The sequence below is a fragment of the Nitrospirillum goiasense genome (assembly GCF_034427435.1).
Lineage (GTDB): Bacteria > Pseudomonadota > Alphaproteobacteria > Azospirillales > Azospirillaceae > Nitrospirillum.
Genome location: NZ_JAXQNP010000001.1, coordinates 205200 through 219387, shown reverse-complemented (window position 1 = coordinate 219387; position 14188 = coordinate 205200). Strand labels below are relative to the sequence as shown.

The following is a 14188-nucleotide window of genomic DNA, read 5'->3' as shown; positions in this document are numbered from 1 at the left end:
CTCCCCCACCGTTCCGCAAGCGGTGTTCAGCACCGCCAGGACGGGATGCTAACGGGGGATCTCCAGCCTCGCAACGTCAATTCCATATTTTATGTTTTTGGAATTTGCGTTCCACAGATGACCGGATCAGGATAGCCGCAGGCGGGGCGTCAGCATGAGGCAGAGGACCGCCCCCAGCGACGGCATGACAGCCATCGGCACGATCAGGCCCAGGGCGGAAACGACGGCCTGACGGTCACCCGCCCGCCACACCAGGATCTCGCTGACCACCAGGATGGCGACGGCGCATCCCGCCTTGATGCACAAGGTCAGCAGCCCGAAAACCTGCGTAGGCGCCAAATGCCGGCCGGACATCGTGGGGGCAGCGGCGCAGGCCCCGGCGGCGGCCCAGAGCAGCATGCTCAAGCCCCCCAGGCCCGCCCCCAGGAGAAGGGCGGCGGCGGCCGTCAGGACCAGGCTGTGCGCGCCGAACAGCAGGAAGGTCAGGGCCCCGGTGATGGCCATGGCGCCGGAGGCACGGAAGGCCGCCGACGGCGTGGTGCGCTCCACCACCGTGGTCCAGAGCGGCTGGCCCGCCAGGCCGCCCAGGGCGACACAGGCCATGACCGTTCCCCGCGCCAGGGAGGAGGTCAGGACGGTGGCGGCGAAATAAGGCTCCAGCCGGGTGAACACCGAGGCGCAGGCCGCCAGGCCGCACTCGGCGGCCAGGACACTGATCAAACCCATAGGCAGGCGCAGGGGCAATGACGGGCGCCGCGTCGCCCCCTCGGGGGACCGGGGCGTCCCCTCGGGCGCCGTGCCCCCCCGCGCCGCGCGCCAGAACCAGCCGGCGCTCACCATGCCAAGGCTCCACAACACCAAGGCGTAGAGGGTGAAGGCCCGCGCCTTGTCCGTCGCGCCGCCAGTCAGAAGGACAGGCGCGGTGACCGCGATGGACAGGGTGGCCAAGCCGGCACCGACGAAGCGTAAGGCTGAAACGGTGGTGCGGACCCTGTCGCTGGCGATCATGCCCAGGACGGCGTTCTGCGGCACGTCGTACAGCGCGTAGGCCAGGCGGAACACCAGCCCCGTCACCAGGGCGTAGCCCAGGCGCCAGGCCTCCGGCACCAGGCCCGTGGCCAGGAACAGCAGCAGGGCCGCCCCCGCCAGGACGCTGCCCATGAAATGCAGACGGGCGGCGGTGGAGATGGTCCCCGCCAGCCGCCGCAGCAGGTGGCCCATCGCCATGTCGGTGGCGCCGTTGATCACCAGTGACACGGCCAGGACCATGCCCATGGCGCGCGGCGGCAAGCCGCACGCCTCGGTCAGGAAGTAGGCGAACAGCAATTCGCTGCTGTACCAGACCAGGCTTTTGCCGTAATGGCCGACGCCATAGGCCCGCCACAGGGGCGTCCGCCATAGCGCCGCCCATCCCCCGTTCCAGGCTATCGCCCCGCTGGCCATCGGCCATGCCCCCAGCATCGTTCCGCCGGCACACTATCCCCGCCAGGTTACAGGGATGTGTCGGGCCCCTGCCGGTGGCCTGGGGGCTGCTTACACAAAAAAGGCGTTGCGCAGCGGCGTGACGGCGGCCCCCAAGGCCACCGGATCCCCGGGCGCCTCCGCCACGACCACCTTGGGCGAGGGCGGCGGCCGGTCGCGGCGGTGGTTCTGCTGCGGCACGACGATCTGCTCGACCAGGGCCTGGGCGATGGAGGGCGGCAGCCGGCCGCCGATGACGATCATGCCGGGATCGATGCTGTAGGCCAGCAGGCCGCACAGCACGCCGAAGGAATGCTTGGCATGGTCCAGCCATTGCGAAACGCCGGGCCAACTGATGTCGATGGCCTGCACCATGTCCTCCACCGTGGCGAAGGCATGGCCATGCTCCCTCAGGCAGGTCTGCAGCAGATCGAGATTGGTGTAGGTGACGCCCGCCAGGGTCCACACGCCGCCGAACTCGCCAGCGTTGCCGTGTTGCCCGCGGAAGGGCTTGCCATCGGCGATGATGCCGCCGCCGAAACCGTTGGTCAGGTGCAGATAGGCGAAATTCCGGCAGCGGCGGCCGACACCGAACAGGTTCTCGCCTATGGCGGCCACCGTGCCGTCGTTGTCCACCCGCACCGGCAGGCGCAGCGCCTCCTCCAGGATGGGTTCGATCTCCACCAAGGCCCAATCGTCCAGATAGACGGGCGGATTGAACAGCTGGCCCTGCCCGACATAGAAGCCGGAGATGCCCACCCCCATGCCGACCACGCGCCGGGAATCGATGCCGGCCTCATCCGTCAGCTCGCGCATGAAAGTGCGCAGTTTCTCCAGCACCACCGGCCGCGTCATGGTGGGCATGGCGGCCCGCCGCTGGCCCCGTACCGTTCCGGCAAAGTCCATGAGGGTCATGGACAGGGCGTCGCCCAGCATGGAGACGCCCAGGGCATAGGCGAAATCCGGATTCAGGCTGACATGGACGCTGGGATGACCGGGCCGGTCCGCCTGCCGGGCGGACAGACGCACCAAGCCATCCTGGTGAAAACCCTGCAGCAGCCGCGTCACCGTGGGCTGCGACAAGTCCAGCGATCGCGTCAGTTCCGCCTGGCTCAGCCCGCCGCTTTTGAACACGAGGTCGAGCAGGCGCCGCCCGCCGTCGCTGACCGGGCGGGCGACGGAGACAACGGGCAGGGCGGGATCAAGGTCGGACAAAGTCTGCATGGAAACAAACAACCAGCGGCAAGGGATGACATCGCCATAGAGACATAAGCGGCCCCCGTCATCAAGGCGTCATACATTCCGTATAGATTTCATACGTTCCGTATAGTATGCATGTTGCATAATTCAACTGCGCTAAGGGCGCCCGTGGCTAGCCACCTCCACGGTTCAAGGGCCGCAAAGGCCGGGGGAGAAAATGAAGTTGGGGATCATGCTCTGTGAGGGGCGGCGTAAGCGCGCCTTGATGGGTACCGCGGTGTCCTGGGGGCTGTTGCAGGCGGTGACGGTCTGGGCGCAGCCGGCGGATGCGCCAACGGCGGCCGACTCAACCACCGCCGCGCCGGCTAACACCGAAGCCGGGGGTATGGAGGAGATCATCGTCACCGGCGTTCGGCGGTCGAACGCCAAGGCGATCGACGCCAAGCTGAACACCCCCGGCGTCACCGACGTCATCAGCGCCGACGATGCCCAGGCCCTGCCGGACCGCACCATCGTCGAGGCGCTGCGCCGCGTGCCCGGCCTGTCCGTCCTGCCGGCCACCGACAACGAACACCCGCGCGACGAGGCGGCGACGCCCGTCATCCGCGGCCTGGGCCCCGCCTACAACAACGTGACCATCGACGGTGTGCCCATCGCCAGCCCCGGCACGCCCAACGGCAACCTGGGCTCCATGGGGCGCGGCGTGCGCCTGGACATCCTGCCCACCTCCATGATCAGCGAACTGCAGGTCACCAAGACCTTCACCGCCGATCTCGACCCCAACGCCGTCGGCGGCGCCATCAACCTGAAGACGCGCAGCGCCTTCGACAATGGCGGCCGCCCCTTCTTCACGGCGGAGGGCGCGCTGGGCATGGCCAACGACCATGGCCAGCCACGCAGCCAGGACCCGCTGGGTCGGCGCATCAGCGGCACGGGCAGCATGACCTTCGGCCCCGACCACATGTTCGGCGTGGTGGTGTCGGCCAATTACCAGAAGCTGGACAGCTTCACCGACACCCACATGACGACGGACACCGTCCACTACAACTTCTACAACAGCGCCGGCGTCCTGCAGAAAAACAACAACCTGGGCAACGGCATCGCCGTACCGCAGCAGGACAAGTACTGGTACGTGGAAGACAGCCGCCAGCGCGTGGGCGCGACCACCAAGCTGGAAGCACAACCCACGGACTCGCTTTATGGCTTCCTGACGCTGGGCCACTATCGCTTCGTCGACACCATGGAGCGGAACGAGGTCATCCTCGATCCCCGCAACACCGGCACCGTCTACAACCAGACCCCCACCTCGGGCAGCTATCCCGGCGGCGATGTCGAGGTGGGCTTCGAGCATTCCAACATCATCACCACCACCAACCTGGCGCAAGCGGGGCTGGATTGGCGGCCGGCCAACAACCAGGTGCTGTCGGTGCGCGGCGACATTTCGCGGTCGACCTACCGCGAGCCGTTCGACATGGTGAAGTATATGACGGGGTTGAGCTATCCCGCCCCCGGTTCCGCCGGGGCGATCAGCGCCAACGCGGCCAAGCCCGCCTATGGCTTCACCTACGACACCAGCCAGTTGAACCAGCAGTTCGCCATGGCGCCCAGCGCCTACTACAACCTGTCGAACTACAGCGGGCTGTACTGGCGCGACGCCAAGCGCTCGGCCGATGACGACATCAAGAACACTCGGGCCGACTATCGCTACAACATGGGCCCCAAGGACCAGGGCCTGGGCTTCGCCGTGGGCGCCAGCTTCACCGACGACCGCCCCGACTACAACGTCTGGCGCAATGATTGGGAGCCGAACAACACCGCCGGCAGCCTGCTGCTGATCAACGCCGCCGGCCCGGCCGGCGCGCCCATGAAATACTCCCAGGGCCTGAACCTGCTGACCATCGACCCGACCAAGGCCTGGGCCGCGTTCAACGCCAACCCGTCCTGGTTCAACCTGACGGACCAGTCGTCCTTCAACAACCAGGACAACTTCAAGCACACGGAACAGACGGTGGGCGCCTATGCCACCGTCGCCTACGCCCTGGACGATTTCCATGCCCAGGTGGGGCTGCATAACGACAGCACCGACCAGGACACCATCAGCCGGGCCAAGGTTTCCGGCGCGTGGACGAATCTGAAGACCAGCTCCAGCTACGACTACCTGCTGCCCTCGGCCCTGGCCAGCTACGACATCAGCCGTGACATGGACGTCCGCGTGGGCGCCAGCCAGACCATCGGCCGTCCCAGCTATGACAGCTATGCCGCCCGCACCTCGATCAGCTTCACCAACGCCTCGGACCTGGGCAATCCCAACGCCACCGGCGTGTCCGTCACCATCGGCAATCCGAACATCAAGCCGCGCCTGTCCACCAACGTCGACCTGGCCTTCGACTACAAGCTGCCCAACGAGGGCGGCGGCCTGTTGTCGCTGGCCTTGTTCAACAAGGACATCAAGGACGAGATTTTCACGGCCAGCTCCATCGGCTACACCTATCAGGGTGTGACCTACAGCAACGCCGTGGTCTCCACCCCGCAGAACGCCAGCAACGCCTCCATCCGGGGTGTGGAGCTGAACGCCATCGTCAACTCACTGGAATGGATCCATCCGTGGCTGCGCGACTTCGGCGTCAGCGGCAACTGGTCGTTCATGCAAGGCGAGCTGTCGGTGGTGCAGTCCAGCGGCGCCACCCGCACCTTGAGCCGCCTGGTGGGCCAGCCCAACCAGACGCGCAACGTCCAGGTGTTCTATAGCGACAGCGATTTCGAGGTCCGACTGGCCTATAACCGCCAGGGCAAGGCCCTGCGCTCCATCGTGCCCGACATCGCCTGGCAGGACCTGTACTGGGCCCCGCGTGAGCAGTTGGACTTGCAGGCCAGCTACAAGGTGCGCGACAGCGTCACCGTGTTCGGCGAGGCCAGCAACCTGACCCACAGCCGCCTGACCAGCCTGGTGGGCCCCAACCAGAACCTGCTGAAGGACAGCTATTCCGTCCCCACGGTGTTCTGGGTGGGGGTGCGTTTCACGCCCGACCTGTGACCGTCCGTCATCCCCGGGGGCGACCACCCCCGGGGCTTCTTTCCCTCTTCGACGCGAGATTCCCCGTGCGGCCCACCCGACGCCAACTCCTCTCCGCCGCTGGCGCCGCCGCCCTGCTGGCCCCCATCCGCCGCGCCCTGGCCCTATCGCCACCGGCTGGAAGCGGCAGCCTGGCGGACATCCGCCATGTCGTCATCCTGATGCAGGAAAACCGGTCGTTCGACCATTACTTCGGCACGCTGCGCGGCGTGCGCGGCTTTCACGACCGGGCGACGGCGCCCGGCAGCAATGGCGACATCTGGCGCCAGGCGGACGGCAAGGGCGGCCATGTGCGCCCCTTCCCCCTGGACGGCGCGTCAACCGCTGCCCAGAACATCGCCTCGCTGCCCCATTCCTGGGTGGACGGGCACGCCGCCTGGAATGGCGGGCGCAACGACAATTGGGTGCCAGCCAAGGGCGCGTTGACCATGGCGCATTACACCCGCGCCGACATCCCCTTCCACTGCGCGCTAGCCGACGCCTTCACCATCTGCGACGCCTTCTTCTGCTCCACCCCCAGCGCCACCAATCCCAACCGCATCCACCTCATGACCGGCACCACCGATCCCTTGGGCTTGGCGGGCGGCCCGGTGCTGAAGCAGCCGGCGGAGGGGCCCGATTTCCAGCCGTTGAACGGCCCGGCCTTTTCCTGGACCACGTACCCGGAGCGCCTGGAACAGGCCGGGATCTCCTGGTGCGTCTATCAGGGGGTGGACGCGGACGGCCCCTTCACCATCGACGTCCAGGACATGATCCGGCCGCGTCATCGTCCGGCGGTGGATGAGAATGATGGTGTCAGTTGCTTCAATTCCCTGCGTTTCTTCACGCAGTTCGCCCATGCCCCGGTGGGGTCGCCGCTGCACGCCAAGGCGATGACCCGCCGCCCGCCCAGCGTCTTCGCCGCCGATGCCAAGGCGGGCCGCCTGCCCGCCGTCTCCTGGCTGATGCCGCCACACAACCATTCCGAACATCCGCGCTACGCCCCGCTGGACGGCGCCGCCTACATCGCCACGGTGTTGGAGGCGCTGACCGCCAATCCGGAGACCTGGCGCCATACCGCCCTGTTCGTTCTGTATGACGAGAACGACGGCTTTTTCGACCATGTGCTGCCACCGGCCCCGCCGACGGCGCCGGCCGGCGGCCTGTCCAACGTGGACTTGACCGGCGCGATCAACGCCGGCGACGGACAGCCCTTCGGCCTGGGCGCCCGCGTACCCATGATCGTCGTCTCGCCCTGGACGACCGGCGGTGCCGTCTGTTCCGAGGTGTTCGACCACACCTCCGTCCTGCGCTTCTTGGAAGCGCGGTTCGGGGTGGCGGAGCCCAACATCAGCCCGTGGCGCCGGGCGGTCTGCGGTGACCTGACCAGCGCCTTCGACTTCGCGCGGCCGCCCCAGGCCCCGGTGACGGCGCTGCCCGACACGCGCGGCTATCGCGCCATGGTCGAGGCCCAGGCGCACAAGCCGGACCCCACCCCCGTGCGTCATGACGCCCCCCTGCCCCAGGAACCCGGGCAGCGCCTAGCGCGTCCCACCCCCTATGACCTGGCGGTGGACCTGGTGACGGGCGCGGATGGCCGGCCGGCCCTGGCCTTCCACAACCGCGGCCGGACGGGCGCGGTCTTCCATGTATTCGACCGGCTGGCGCCCGGCATCAACCCGGCGCGCCACACCCTGGCCGCCGGCACCAGCCTGTCAGCACCCCTACCGCTACACGATATCCAGGGGTGCGATGTCCTGGTGCTGGGGCCGAACGGCTTCCTGCGCCACCTGATGGCCAGCGCCGACCTGATCGGCCGGCTGGCACTGTCGGCGACGGCCGAAGGCGCGGACCAGACCTTGGCCTTGGCGGTGGAAAACCAGGGCGGCGAGGTCTTGCGTCTGCGCCTTGACGACGGCGCCTATGGCGCGACCAGCGTGACGGCGACGGTGGCGGCGGGGGAACGGCACCCGCTGTCCTGGCGCACAGCCGCCAGCGATGGCTGGTACGACGCCACGCTGGGCCTCACGGGGACGGGAGGGGAACTGCGCTGGCGCCTGGCCGGCCATATCGAAACCGGTGGCATCAGCCGGTCCGATCCGGCTTGGGGGGCCTTTAGCTGAAAGAGGGGTGCGTCCTGCGCGTCATCCTGAGATAAGAGCGCGAGGTTACCCCCGCGTGAATGAGCAGTTTCATGGATAATGTGTCGACGCCGGCCGCCGCCGGACGGGGCGCCCCCGCCACCGGCGCCCCGGAGGGCTTCTGTTCCGCCAATGAGCGGCGCCTGCTTCGTCTCATCCGCGAAAAGGGGCCCATCTCCCGGGCCGACCTGGCCCGGGAAACCGGCCTTACCCTGCAATCCATCGTGCGGCTGGTCGCGGCCCTGATGGAGCGCGACCTGGTGGTGGGCGGTCCCAAGGTGCCATCGGGACCAGGACAGCCCAGCCTGCCCATAGAAATCGCCCGCGACGCCGCCTTTTCCGTCGGCGTCTCCATCATGGACGACGCCCTGTCCGCGGTGGTGATCGACCTGTCGGGCCGCGTCAGGGCCACGCACGAGGAATTGTTCGACACCACCGACCGCGGCCGCGTCACCAGCCATCTGGGCAGCATCCTGAAAGATCTGTCCGGCGCCGGGGGGTTCGACCGCTCCCGGCTGGTAGGCGTGGGCGTGGCCATTCCCGGCTTTTTCGTCGACAGCCGGGGGGCGGTGAACGCGCCCCTGGTCATGAACGACTGGGCGCTGACCGACCTTGAGGCCCATCTGGGCGCGGCCCTGGGACTGCCGGTGTGGATCGAGAATGACGGCAGCGCCGCCGCCGCAGGCGAAAGCGTCTACGGCGCCGGCCAGCATCACCGCAGCTTCGCCTACATCCACATCGCCTCCGGCCTGGGCGGCGGCATTGTGCTGGACGGCAGGCCCTGGCGGGGGCGCAACGGCAACGCCGGGGAATTCACCGGCACCCTGCCGCCCTCGAGCCGGCCCGACCGTCCTACCCTGCGTCTGCTGCTGGACCTGGTGAATGCCCAGCCGGGTGCTGGCCGCCCCTTCCCCTCCGTCGGTGCCTTGGTCCAGGCCTTCGATCTGGAATGGCCGGCCGTGGAGACGTGGCTGGCCCGCACCGGGGAGGGTGTGTCCGCCATCCTTTCCGCCGCCGCCGCCGTCCTTGATCCCGATGCCATCGTTATCGGCGGTCGCATTCCCGCCGCCTTGACCCTACGCCTGATCGAGCGCGCCCGCTTCTATTCCGTGCCGGTGCGGGACCAGGACCGCCGCTTTCCCACCCTGGTGGCCTCGCGCACGGGAGGCGACGGCGCGGCGCTGGGGGCCGCCACCCTGCCGTTCCTGCATCACTTCTTTTGAGGTCCGCGCCAGAAGGCACGTCATGAAAACATCATAAATCCTCAGAGCAATAGTAACTCACAGTGAGTTATTTATCCATCCGAGCCATCGGGGGAGCACCATCATGACCACACACCGCTTTTCGACCGTCTGCCGTCTTGCTTTGCTGACCGGGTGCGCCCTGGTGGCGCTGCGCCCGGCGCCTGCGCTTGCCCAGACGGCCGGCGGGGATGACGACTTGCAGGAGATCACCGTCACCGGCCAGCGCACGTCCAACCTGCGCGCCACGGCGGTCAAGCGCGACGCGGTGCAGGTGTTGGACGCGGTCTCGGCGGATGAGACGGGGACCCTGCCCGATTTCAACGTGGCCGACGCCCTGAAGCGCGTGGCCGGCATCAACGTGCTGATTTATCAGGGGGAGCCGCGCTTCGTCACCATCCGGGGGTTCGACGCCAACTACGACACCGTGACCATCGACGGCTTCACCTTCGCCACCCCGGACAGCGGCGGCCGGCAGGTCTACATGGAAACCCTGCCGTCCAACCTGGCGCAACGGATGGAGGTGTACAAGTCCGGCTCCCCCGACCTGGATGGGCATGCGGTCGGCGGCGTCGTCAACCTGGTGACGCCCAGCGCCTTCGACTTCCCCGACGGCACCACGGTGGTTTCGGCCAAGGGCGGCTACAACCTGCAGCGCGACGATGCTGGCGGGCGTACCCCGGCGGGCGAGGGGCAGGTGCGCTCCTCCTGGCAGTTCGGCCGCGATGACCAGTTCGGCCTGCTGGTATCGGCCAGCTATTGGGAGCGGGATATCTTCGTTCCCCAGGAGGAGACGGCGGCAGCCACCAACTGGTACCAAGCCAACGGCAAGCCGGCGACGACGGCCTATGGCGGCAATGGCATCGCCGTACCGGCCGGGCGCCTCTGGTACAACTACCAGGATGACCGCCGGCGCCTGGGCACCAGCGCCCGCCTGGATTGGAAGCCCAACCCGCAACTGAGCACCCACCTATCATCCTTCTATTACTACCAGCATGAGACGGCGGTGCGGAACGACCTGAACGCCGCGGTCAACACCGGCGCCACCGACAGCGGCCAGACGGAAACCAGCGGCACTCTGTCGTCGGTCAACCAGTACGCCCAGAGGGCCAACCTCAACTTCACGCGTAAGCTTTGGGGCGTGAACAGCGGCGCCAGCTACACCTTCGCCGGCGACCTGGTCGCCGATCTGGGCGGCAGCTGGTCCCGCGCCCTGCTGGACAACCCGCAGATCTTCGATCGCTTCACGCAGAGCAATTTGGCCTTCACCTACGACACCAGCGGCGACGCGCCGCTGTTTACCGCCGTGGACGGCGGCAAGGCCCACAACTGGGCGCTCTATAACCAGAACTACCGCCAGTTCCAGGACTATCAACTGGCCGAGAACGTCTTCGACATCCAGGCCAGCCTATCCCGCCACGTCGGACCGGAAGACCGGGGCCTGGGCTTCAAGGTGGGCGCGAAATGGATGGGCACACGGCAGGACAACAGCCTGACGCAGACCACCTACAACGCCGGCGGCTATACCCTGGCCGACGCCTTCGCCGGCCAGTACACCTGCGGCTATACCTGCAACGATGGCGGCATCCCCCTGATCAGCCAAGCCTTGGCGGACCAAGCCTTCTGGCGCAGCTATGCCAAGGTGGCCGCCGCCTATGCCGGCTCCGCCGCGCAGACCAGCGACACCGCCTCGGCCCTGGGCGGCGATTACCGGGTGAGCGAGGATATTTACGCCGGCTATGGGCTGCTGGCCTATACCGCCGATTGGGGACGGGTGCAGGCGGGCGCCCGGGTGGAGGGCACGCGCTTCACCTCCGACGGCTACGTGAAGACCAATGGCGTCATTGGACCGGCGACGTCGGACAAGAGCTACACCACCCCCCTGCCCTCGGTCACGGGGATGGTCCATACGAGCGATGACAGCCAGTTGCGCCTGGCCTATAGCCGGACCCTGGGGCGGCCCCGCTATTCCGACCAGGCCACCCACGGCGGCTCACTCTCCACCACCAGCGCCATTTACACCCTGTCCCAGGGCAACCCGGACCTGAAGCCCCGCCTGTCGGACAACATCGATATCGCGGAGGAATGGTATCTGGACCACGGCCGGGGGTTGGTCTCGCTGGGCGGCTACTACAAGACCATCCATCATGAGATCTTCACCTTCACCCAGACGGAAACGCTGCCGGTGAACGGCGTGAACGCCCCGGTGAATGTCTCGGAGGCGCGCAACTCCCCGCATGACGCCACCGTCAAGGGCCTGGAGTTCAATGTCATCCACGACTTCGATTTCCTGCCGGAGCCCTTTTCCGGTTTCGGCATCGCCGCCAATGGCATGATCTCGTGGACCAGCTTCCCCATCATCCTGGGTGACGGCACGGTGGTGGACCGGCATGAGCTGCCGCAGCAGGCCAACCGCGTCTTCAACGTCTCGCTCTACTATGAGGGCGAAAAGCTGCACGGCCGCATCGCCTGGAACCATACCGGCAGGATGTGGGACGACCGCTACTCCAACCTCACCGGTGCGGCCGTCTATTACCAGAATCGCGACTACATGCCGGCGGATCGCTTGGACCTGCAGTTGTCCTATGACGTCAGCCGCATGCTGTCAGTCAGCGTCACCGTGCAGAACCTGACCGGCGAGAACGTGCGGGAAAACGACGGCCGCGACCTGGAACTGGGGCGGCAATATATCGGCTTCGCCCCCACCGTCATGCTGGGCGCGGCCCTGCGCTTCTGACACTCCTCATCAATTCAGAGAACCAAGGCCATCGATGTCCAAGCCCGATACCGTTCGCCGCGCTCTGCTGGGCGTCCTGGGCACCAGCCTGCTGGCTGCGCCGGCGCGGGCGCAACCGGCCGGCGACGGGCCGGCCCGCCCCGCCCGTCCGCCCGATGTGGGCCGCAAGTTCTGGCCCGATGGCCGGGTGAAGCCCTTCCTGGGCAACACCATCATCTGCCATCTGCCGCAGCAGGGGGAAAACGCCGCGGCCTTCGGTGCCCTGCTGGACATCTATCGTGAGGCGCCGGCCCACGCCTTCAGTCGCAAGATCACCTTGCTGCCGCCCTCCAGCTATCACATGACCGTTTTCGGCGGCGCCAACGATGTGGAACGCAAGCCTGGGCTATGGCCCAGCACCGTCCCGCTGGACGCCCCCATGGTGGACTGCGACCACCTGCTGGGGGACCGGCTGCGCGCCTTCGCGCTGGACTGCGACCTGCCGCTGCGCATGAAAGTGGACCCAGCGGAACCCGCCCCCGGCGAGGGCCCGCTGACCATGCACCTGCTGCCGGCTGACGCGGCCGAGGATCGCAAGCTGCGCATACTGCGGGACCGTCTGTCCACCTGCCTGGACATCCGCGCGCCCGGCCATGACCGCTATCGCTTCCACATCACCATCGCCTATCAGGTCGATTGGCTGACGGCGGCGGAGGACCAGGACTTCCGCGCTGCCCTGCGGGCGTGGAAGGCCCGGCTGCGGGACGCCAGCCCCCTGATCCTGCTGGGGGCGCCGGAATACTGCACCCTGAAGGACATGTTCGCTTTCCAGCGCCAATTCTTCCTGACCTGAGGACGTGTCTGCGTGTGCGGCGTTGGCGCCGCGCTATTCCTTGCGGTAGCGCAGCAGCCAAAGCACCGTGCCAATCTGGCAGACAACAGTGAAAACAGTAAATGTCGTTACTAGAATCCGATCGCCTACATCCGGAGGCGGAAATGTTGACCATTGCAGATAGAACGCAGCTAAGGCAGCGCAGAAACCTATTAGCTCTATCGAAAAGATTGCTGTTAAGAAGCAACGAACCAGATTTTGAATGGCCGGCTGAACACGTGAATAAAATATAAGCCGATACAGGTACCCTATCGATAAGGCGAAGACAAAAACATAAGGCGTTACATCTCCGTAAACGGCTATGGCATCGGCGTGTTTTATAATAGCCAGAGAACCCCCAAGGCTGACCGACAAGCCGGCCAAACCTGCAGATGCAAGGGACAGGTTAAGAAGATATCCAGGTGATGGTCGACGGACTTCCAAGCCTGGGGAGTTCAGTGTCATTGTTTCTTCACCGCGACGGTATGCATTTTGAGACGATGCGCAATTTGGTGCAAAACTGATGATTCCGTTTCGATCTCCTCCCGACCTATTATCACCGCCGATCCCGCCCCCGCTATGCGCGGCATAATATCCAGCGTAACACCTGCGCGAATTTGTTGAGCCCGGAGCTGTGATCTAAGGTGGGCGCGCTCTGCAACTTGCGCATATCTTTCAGCACGGGCGACGCTTGTAGTGCGTGCACCCAAAGACTCAGCTGCACGCGCAGTATTCATATCAGCACGTATCAGCTGACTCGCTTCTCGTATTTCTTTCAGAGCGATCCAGCCATTTTTAAAAAGATCTGGTAAGGTCATCACCGTAGCAACAATACGCATTTTTTCCGTCCGTTCCCGCACGGCATTTGCGCCCTCTTCATCACCGGCTAGTTCCATCCCATAAATGGTGCTATCGGCAGCCAGAAGAAAGGAACCGCCAATAAAAGCCAAAACACCCAGCTCACCTAAGCCAGTAGGCAGCAACGCGATTGTCGCTGCGAAACAAATAATGTCCAATGTAACGCCAAAGGCATCATCTTTGTGGGGAATACTGTTGAATATATTAGCCATGGCCTGGGCCATCGCCAGATTCGCTTGCCCCTGCGCAATGGCGGCCTGCCCCTGCGCCTCCATGCATTGATCAATGAAAGCTTTCACCTTATGCCAAAAATCCGTGGGGGGCGGATGTTTAGGAAACGCAGCAGGAATATGGTTCCACTGAAACACAACATTGTCACCGAAGCCGCCACTATCCCAAGTCGGTGCACGCAATGGGTAAATAGCATCACCCGTAGCCCACGTAATCCCAACGTCCGGTCCACATACCCGATTGATGTAAGGGATAAGATAGGCGGAAGCCTCGTTTGCGTTTTTATAGGGCCCCCAATCGCTATCCAAGGCGATGGTCATGGCGCTTCTCCCATCAATTACGGCGGTAATCGTATAGAGCGACGGCGGCAGTCCCTAGGATATGGCCGACGGACAAGAAGCCGGAGGGACAGCAGGC

General features: G+C 65.8%; 9 protein-coding genes. 5 read left to right on the top strand and 4 right to left on the bottom strand.

Annotated elements, in window-relative coordinates; genetic code table 11:
• Nucleotides 1–126 precede the first annotated feature (126 nt).
• Both ULB03_RS00960 and ULB03_RS00955 read right to left on the bottom strand, forming a co-directional pair.
• Entirely contained in the window at nucleotides 127–1443 is a 1317-nt protein-coding gene (locus ULB03_RS00960) for an MFS transporter (RefSeq protein WP_322481448.1), read from the bottom strand.
• 90 nt (nucleotides 1444–1533) lie between these two features.
• Nucleotides 1534–2685: an ROK family transcriptional regulator gene (locus tag ULB03_RS00955; RefSeq protein WP_322481447.1), complete on the bottom strand. Its 1152-nt coding sequence runs from the start codon at nucleotides 2683–2685 to the stop codon at nucleotides 1534–1536.
• A 241-nt stretch (nucleotides 2686–2926) separates the two neighbouring features.
• Between ULB03_RS00955 and ULB03_RS00950 the strand changes: the two genes are divergently transcribed.
• From ULB03_RS00950 to ULB03_RS00930, 5 genes are all read left to right on the top strand, one after another.
• A complete protein-coding gene (locus ULB03_RS00950; RefSeq protein WP_322481446.1) occupies nucleotides 2927–5695 on the top strand; it encodes a TonB-dependent receptor in 2769 nt (922 codons plus the stop codon).
• Nucleotides 5696–5760: 65 nt separating this feature from the next.
• Complete coding sequence (locus ULB03_RS00945; protein ID WP_322481445.1) at nucleotides 5761–7836, top strand: phosphocholine-specific phospholipase C; 2076 nt, start codon at nucleotides 5761–5763, stop codon at nucleotides 7834–7836.
• 71 nt (nucleotides 7837–7907) lie between these two features.
• Nucleotides 7908–9077 (top strand): ROK family transcriptional regulator, encoded by a 1170-nt coding sequence (locus tag ULB03_RS00940; RefSeq protein WP_322481444.1) that lies wholly within the window; start codon nucleotides 7908–7910, stop codon nucleotides 9075–9077.
• A gap of 103 nt (nucleotides 9078–9180) precedes the next feature.
• On the top strand, nucleotides 9181–11832 hold the full coding sequence (locus ULB03_RS00935) for a TonB-dependent receptor (RefSeq protein ID WP_322481443.1): 2652 nt from the start codon (nucleotides 9181–9183) through the stop codon (nucleotides 11830–11832).
• Between the two features lie 34 nt (nucleotides 11833–11866).
• Complete coding sequence (locus ULB03_RS00930) at nucleotides 11867–12664, top strand: DUF1868 domain-containing protein (protein WP_322481442.1); 798 nt, start codon at nucleotides 11867–11869, stop codon at nucleotides 12662–12664.
• A 33-nt stretch (nucleotides 12665–12697) separates the two neighbouring features.
• Here the strand turns inward: ULB03_RS00930 and ULB03_RS00925 are convergent, their stop codons facing one another.
• The gene (locus tag ULB03_RS00925) at nucleotides 12698–13147 is read right to left on the bottom strand and encodes a hypothetical protein (protein ID WP_322481441.1); all 450 of its coding nucleotides are present in this window, start codon (nucleotides 13145–13147) and stop codon (nucleotides 12698–12700) included.
• Nucleotides 13144–14091 carry a hypothetical protein gene (locus ULB03_RS00920; RefSeq protein ID WP_322481440.1) on the bottom strand — a complete coding sequence of 316 codons (948 nt, stop codon included), beginning with the start codon at nucleotides 14089–14091 and terminating at the stop codon, nucleotides 13144–13146. Before ULB03_RS00920 ends, ULB03_RS00925 begins: the two co-directional genes overlap by 4 nt.
• Nucleotides 14092–14188 lie beyond the last annotated feature (97 nt).

Excerpts from the sequence above, each read along its gene's own strand:
- ULB03_RS00940 (WP_322481444.1), top strand. The coding sequence starts at position 7,908 with ATGGATAATGTGTCGACGCCGGCCGCCGCCGGACGGGGCGCCCCCGCC.
- ULB03_RS00950 (WP_322481446.1), top strand. The coding sequence starts at position 2,927 with ATGGGTACCGCGGTGTCCTGGGGGCTGTTGCAGGCGGTGACGGTCTGG.
- ULB03_RS00955 (WP_322481447.1), bottom strand. The coding sequence starts at position 2,685 with ATGCAGACTTTGTCCGACCTTGATCCCGCCCTGCCCGTTGTCTCCGTC.
- ULB03_RS00960 (WP_322481448.1), bottom strand. The coding sequence starts at position 1,443 with ATGGCCAGCGGGGCGATAGCCTGGAACGGGGGATGGGCGGCGCTATGG.
- ULB03_RS00935 (WP_322481443.1), top strand. The coding sequence starts at position 9,181 with ATGACCACACACCGCTTTTCGACCGTCTGCCGTCTTGCTTTGCTGACC.
- ULB03_RS00925 (WP_322481441.1), bottom strand. The coding sequence starts at position 13,147 with ATGACACTGAACTCCCCAGGCTTGGAAGTCCGTCGACCATCACCTGGA.
- ULB03_RS00930 (WP_322481442.1), top strand. The coding sequence starts at position 11,867 with ATGTCCAAGCCCGATACCGTTCGCCGCGCTCTGCTGGGCGTCCTGGGC.
- ULB03_RS00920 (WP_322481440.1), bottom strand. The coding sequence starts at position 14,091 with ATGACCATCGCCTTGGATAGCGATTGGGGGCCCTATAAAAACGCAAAC.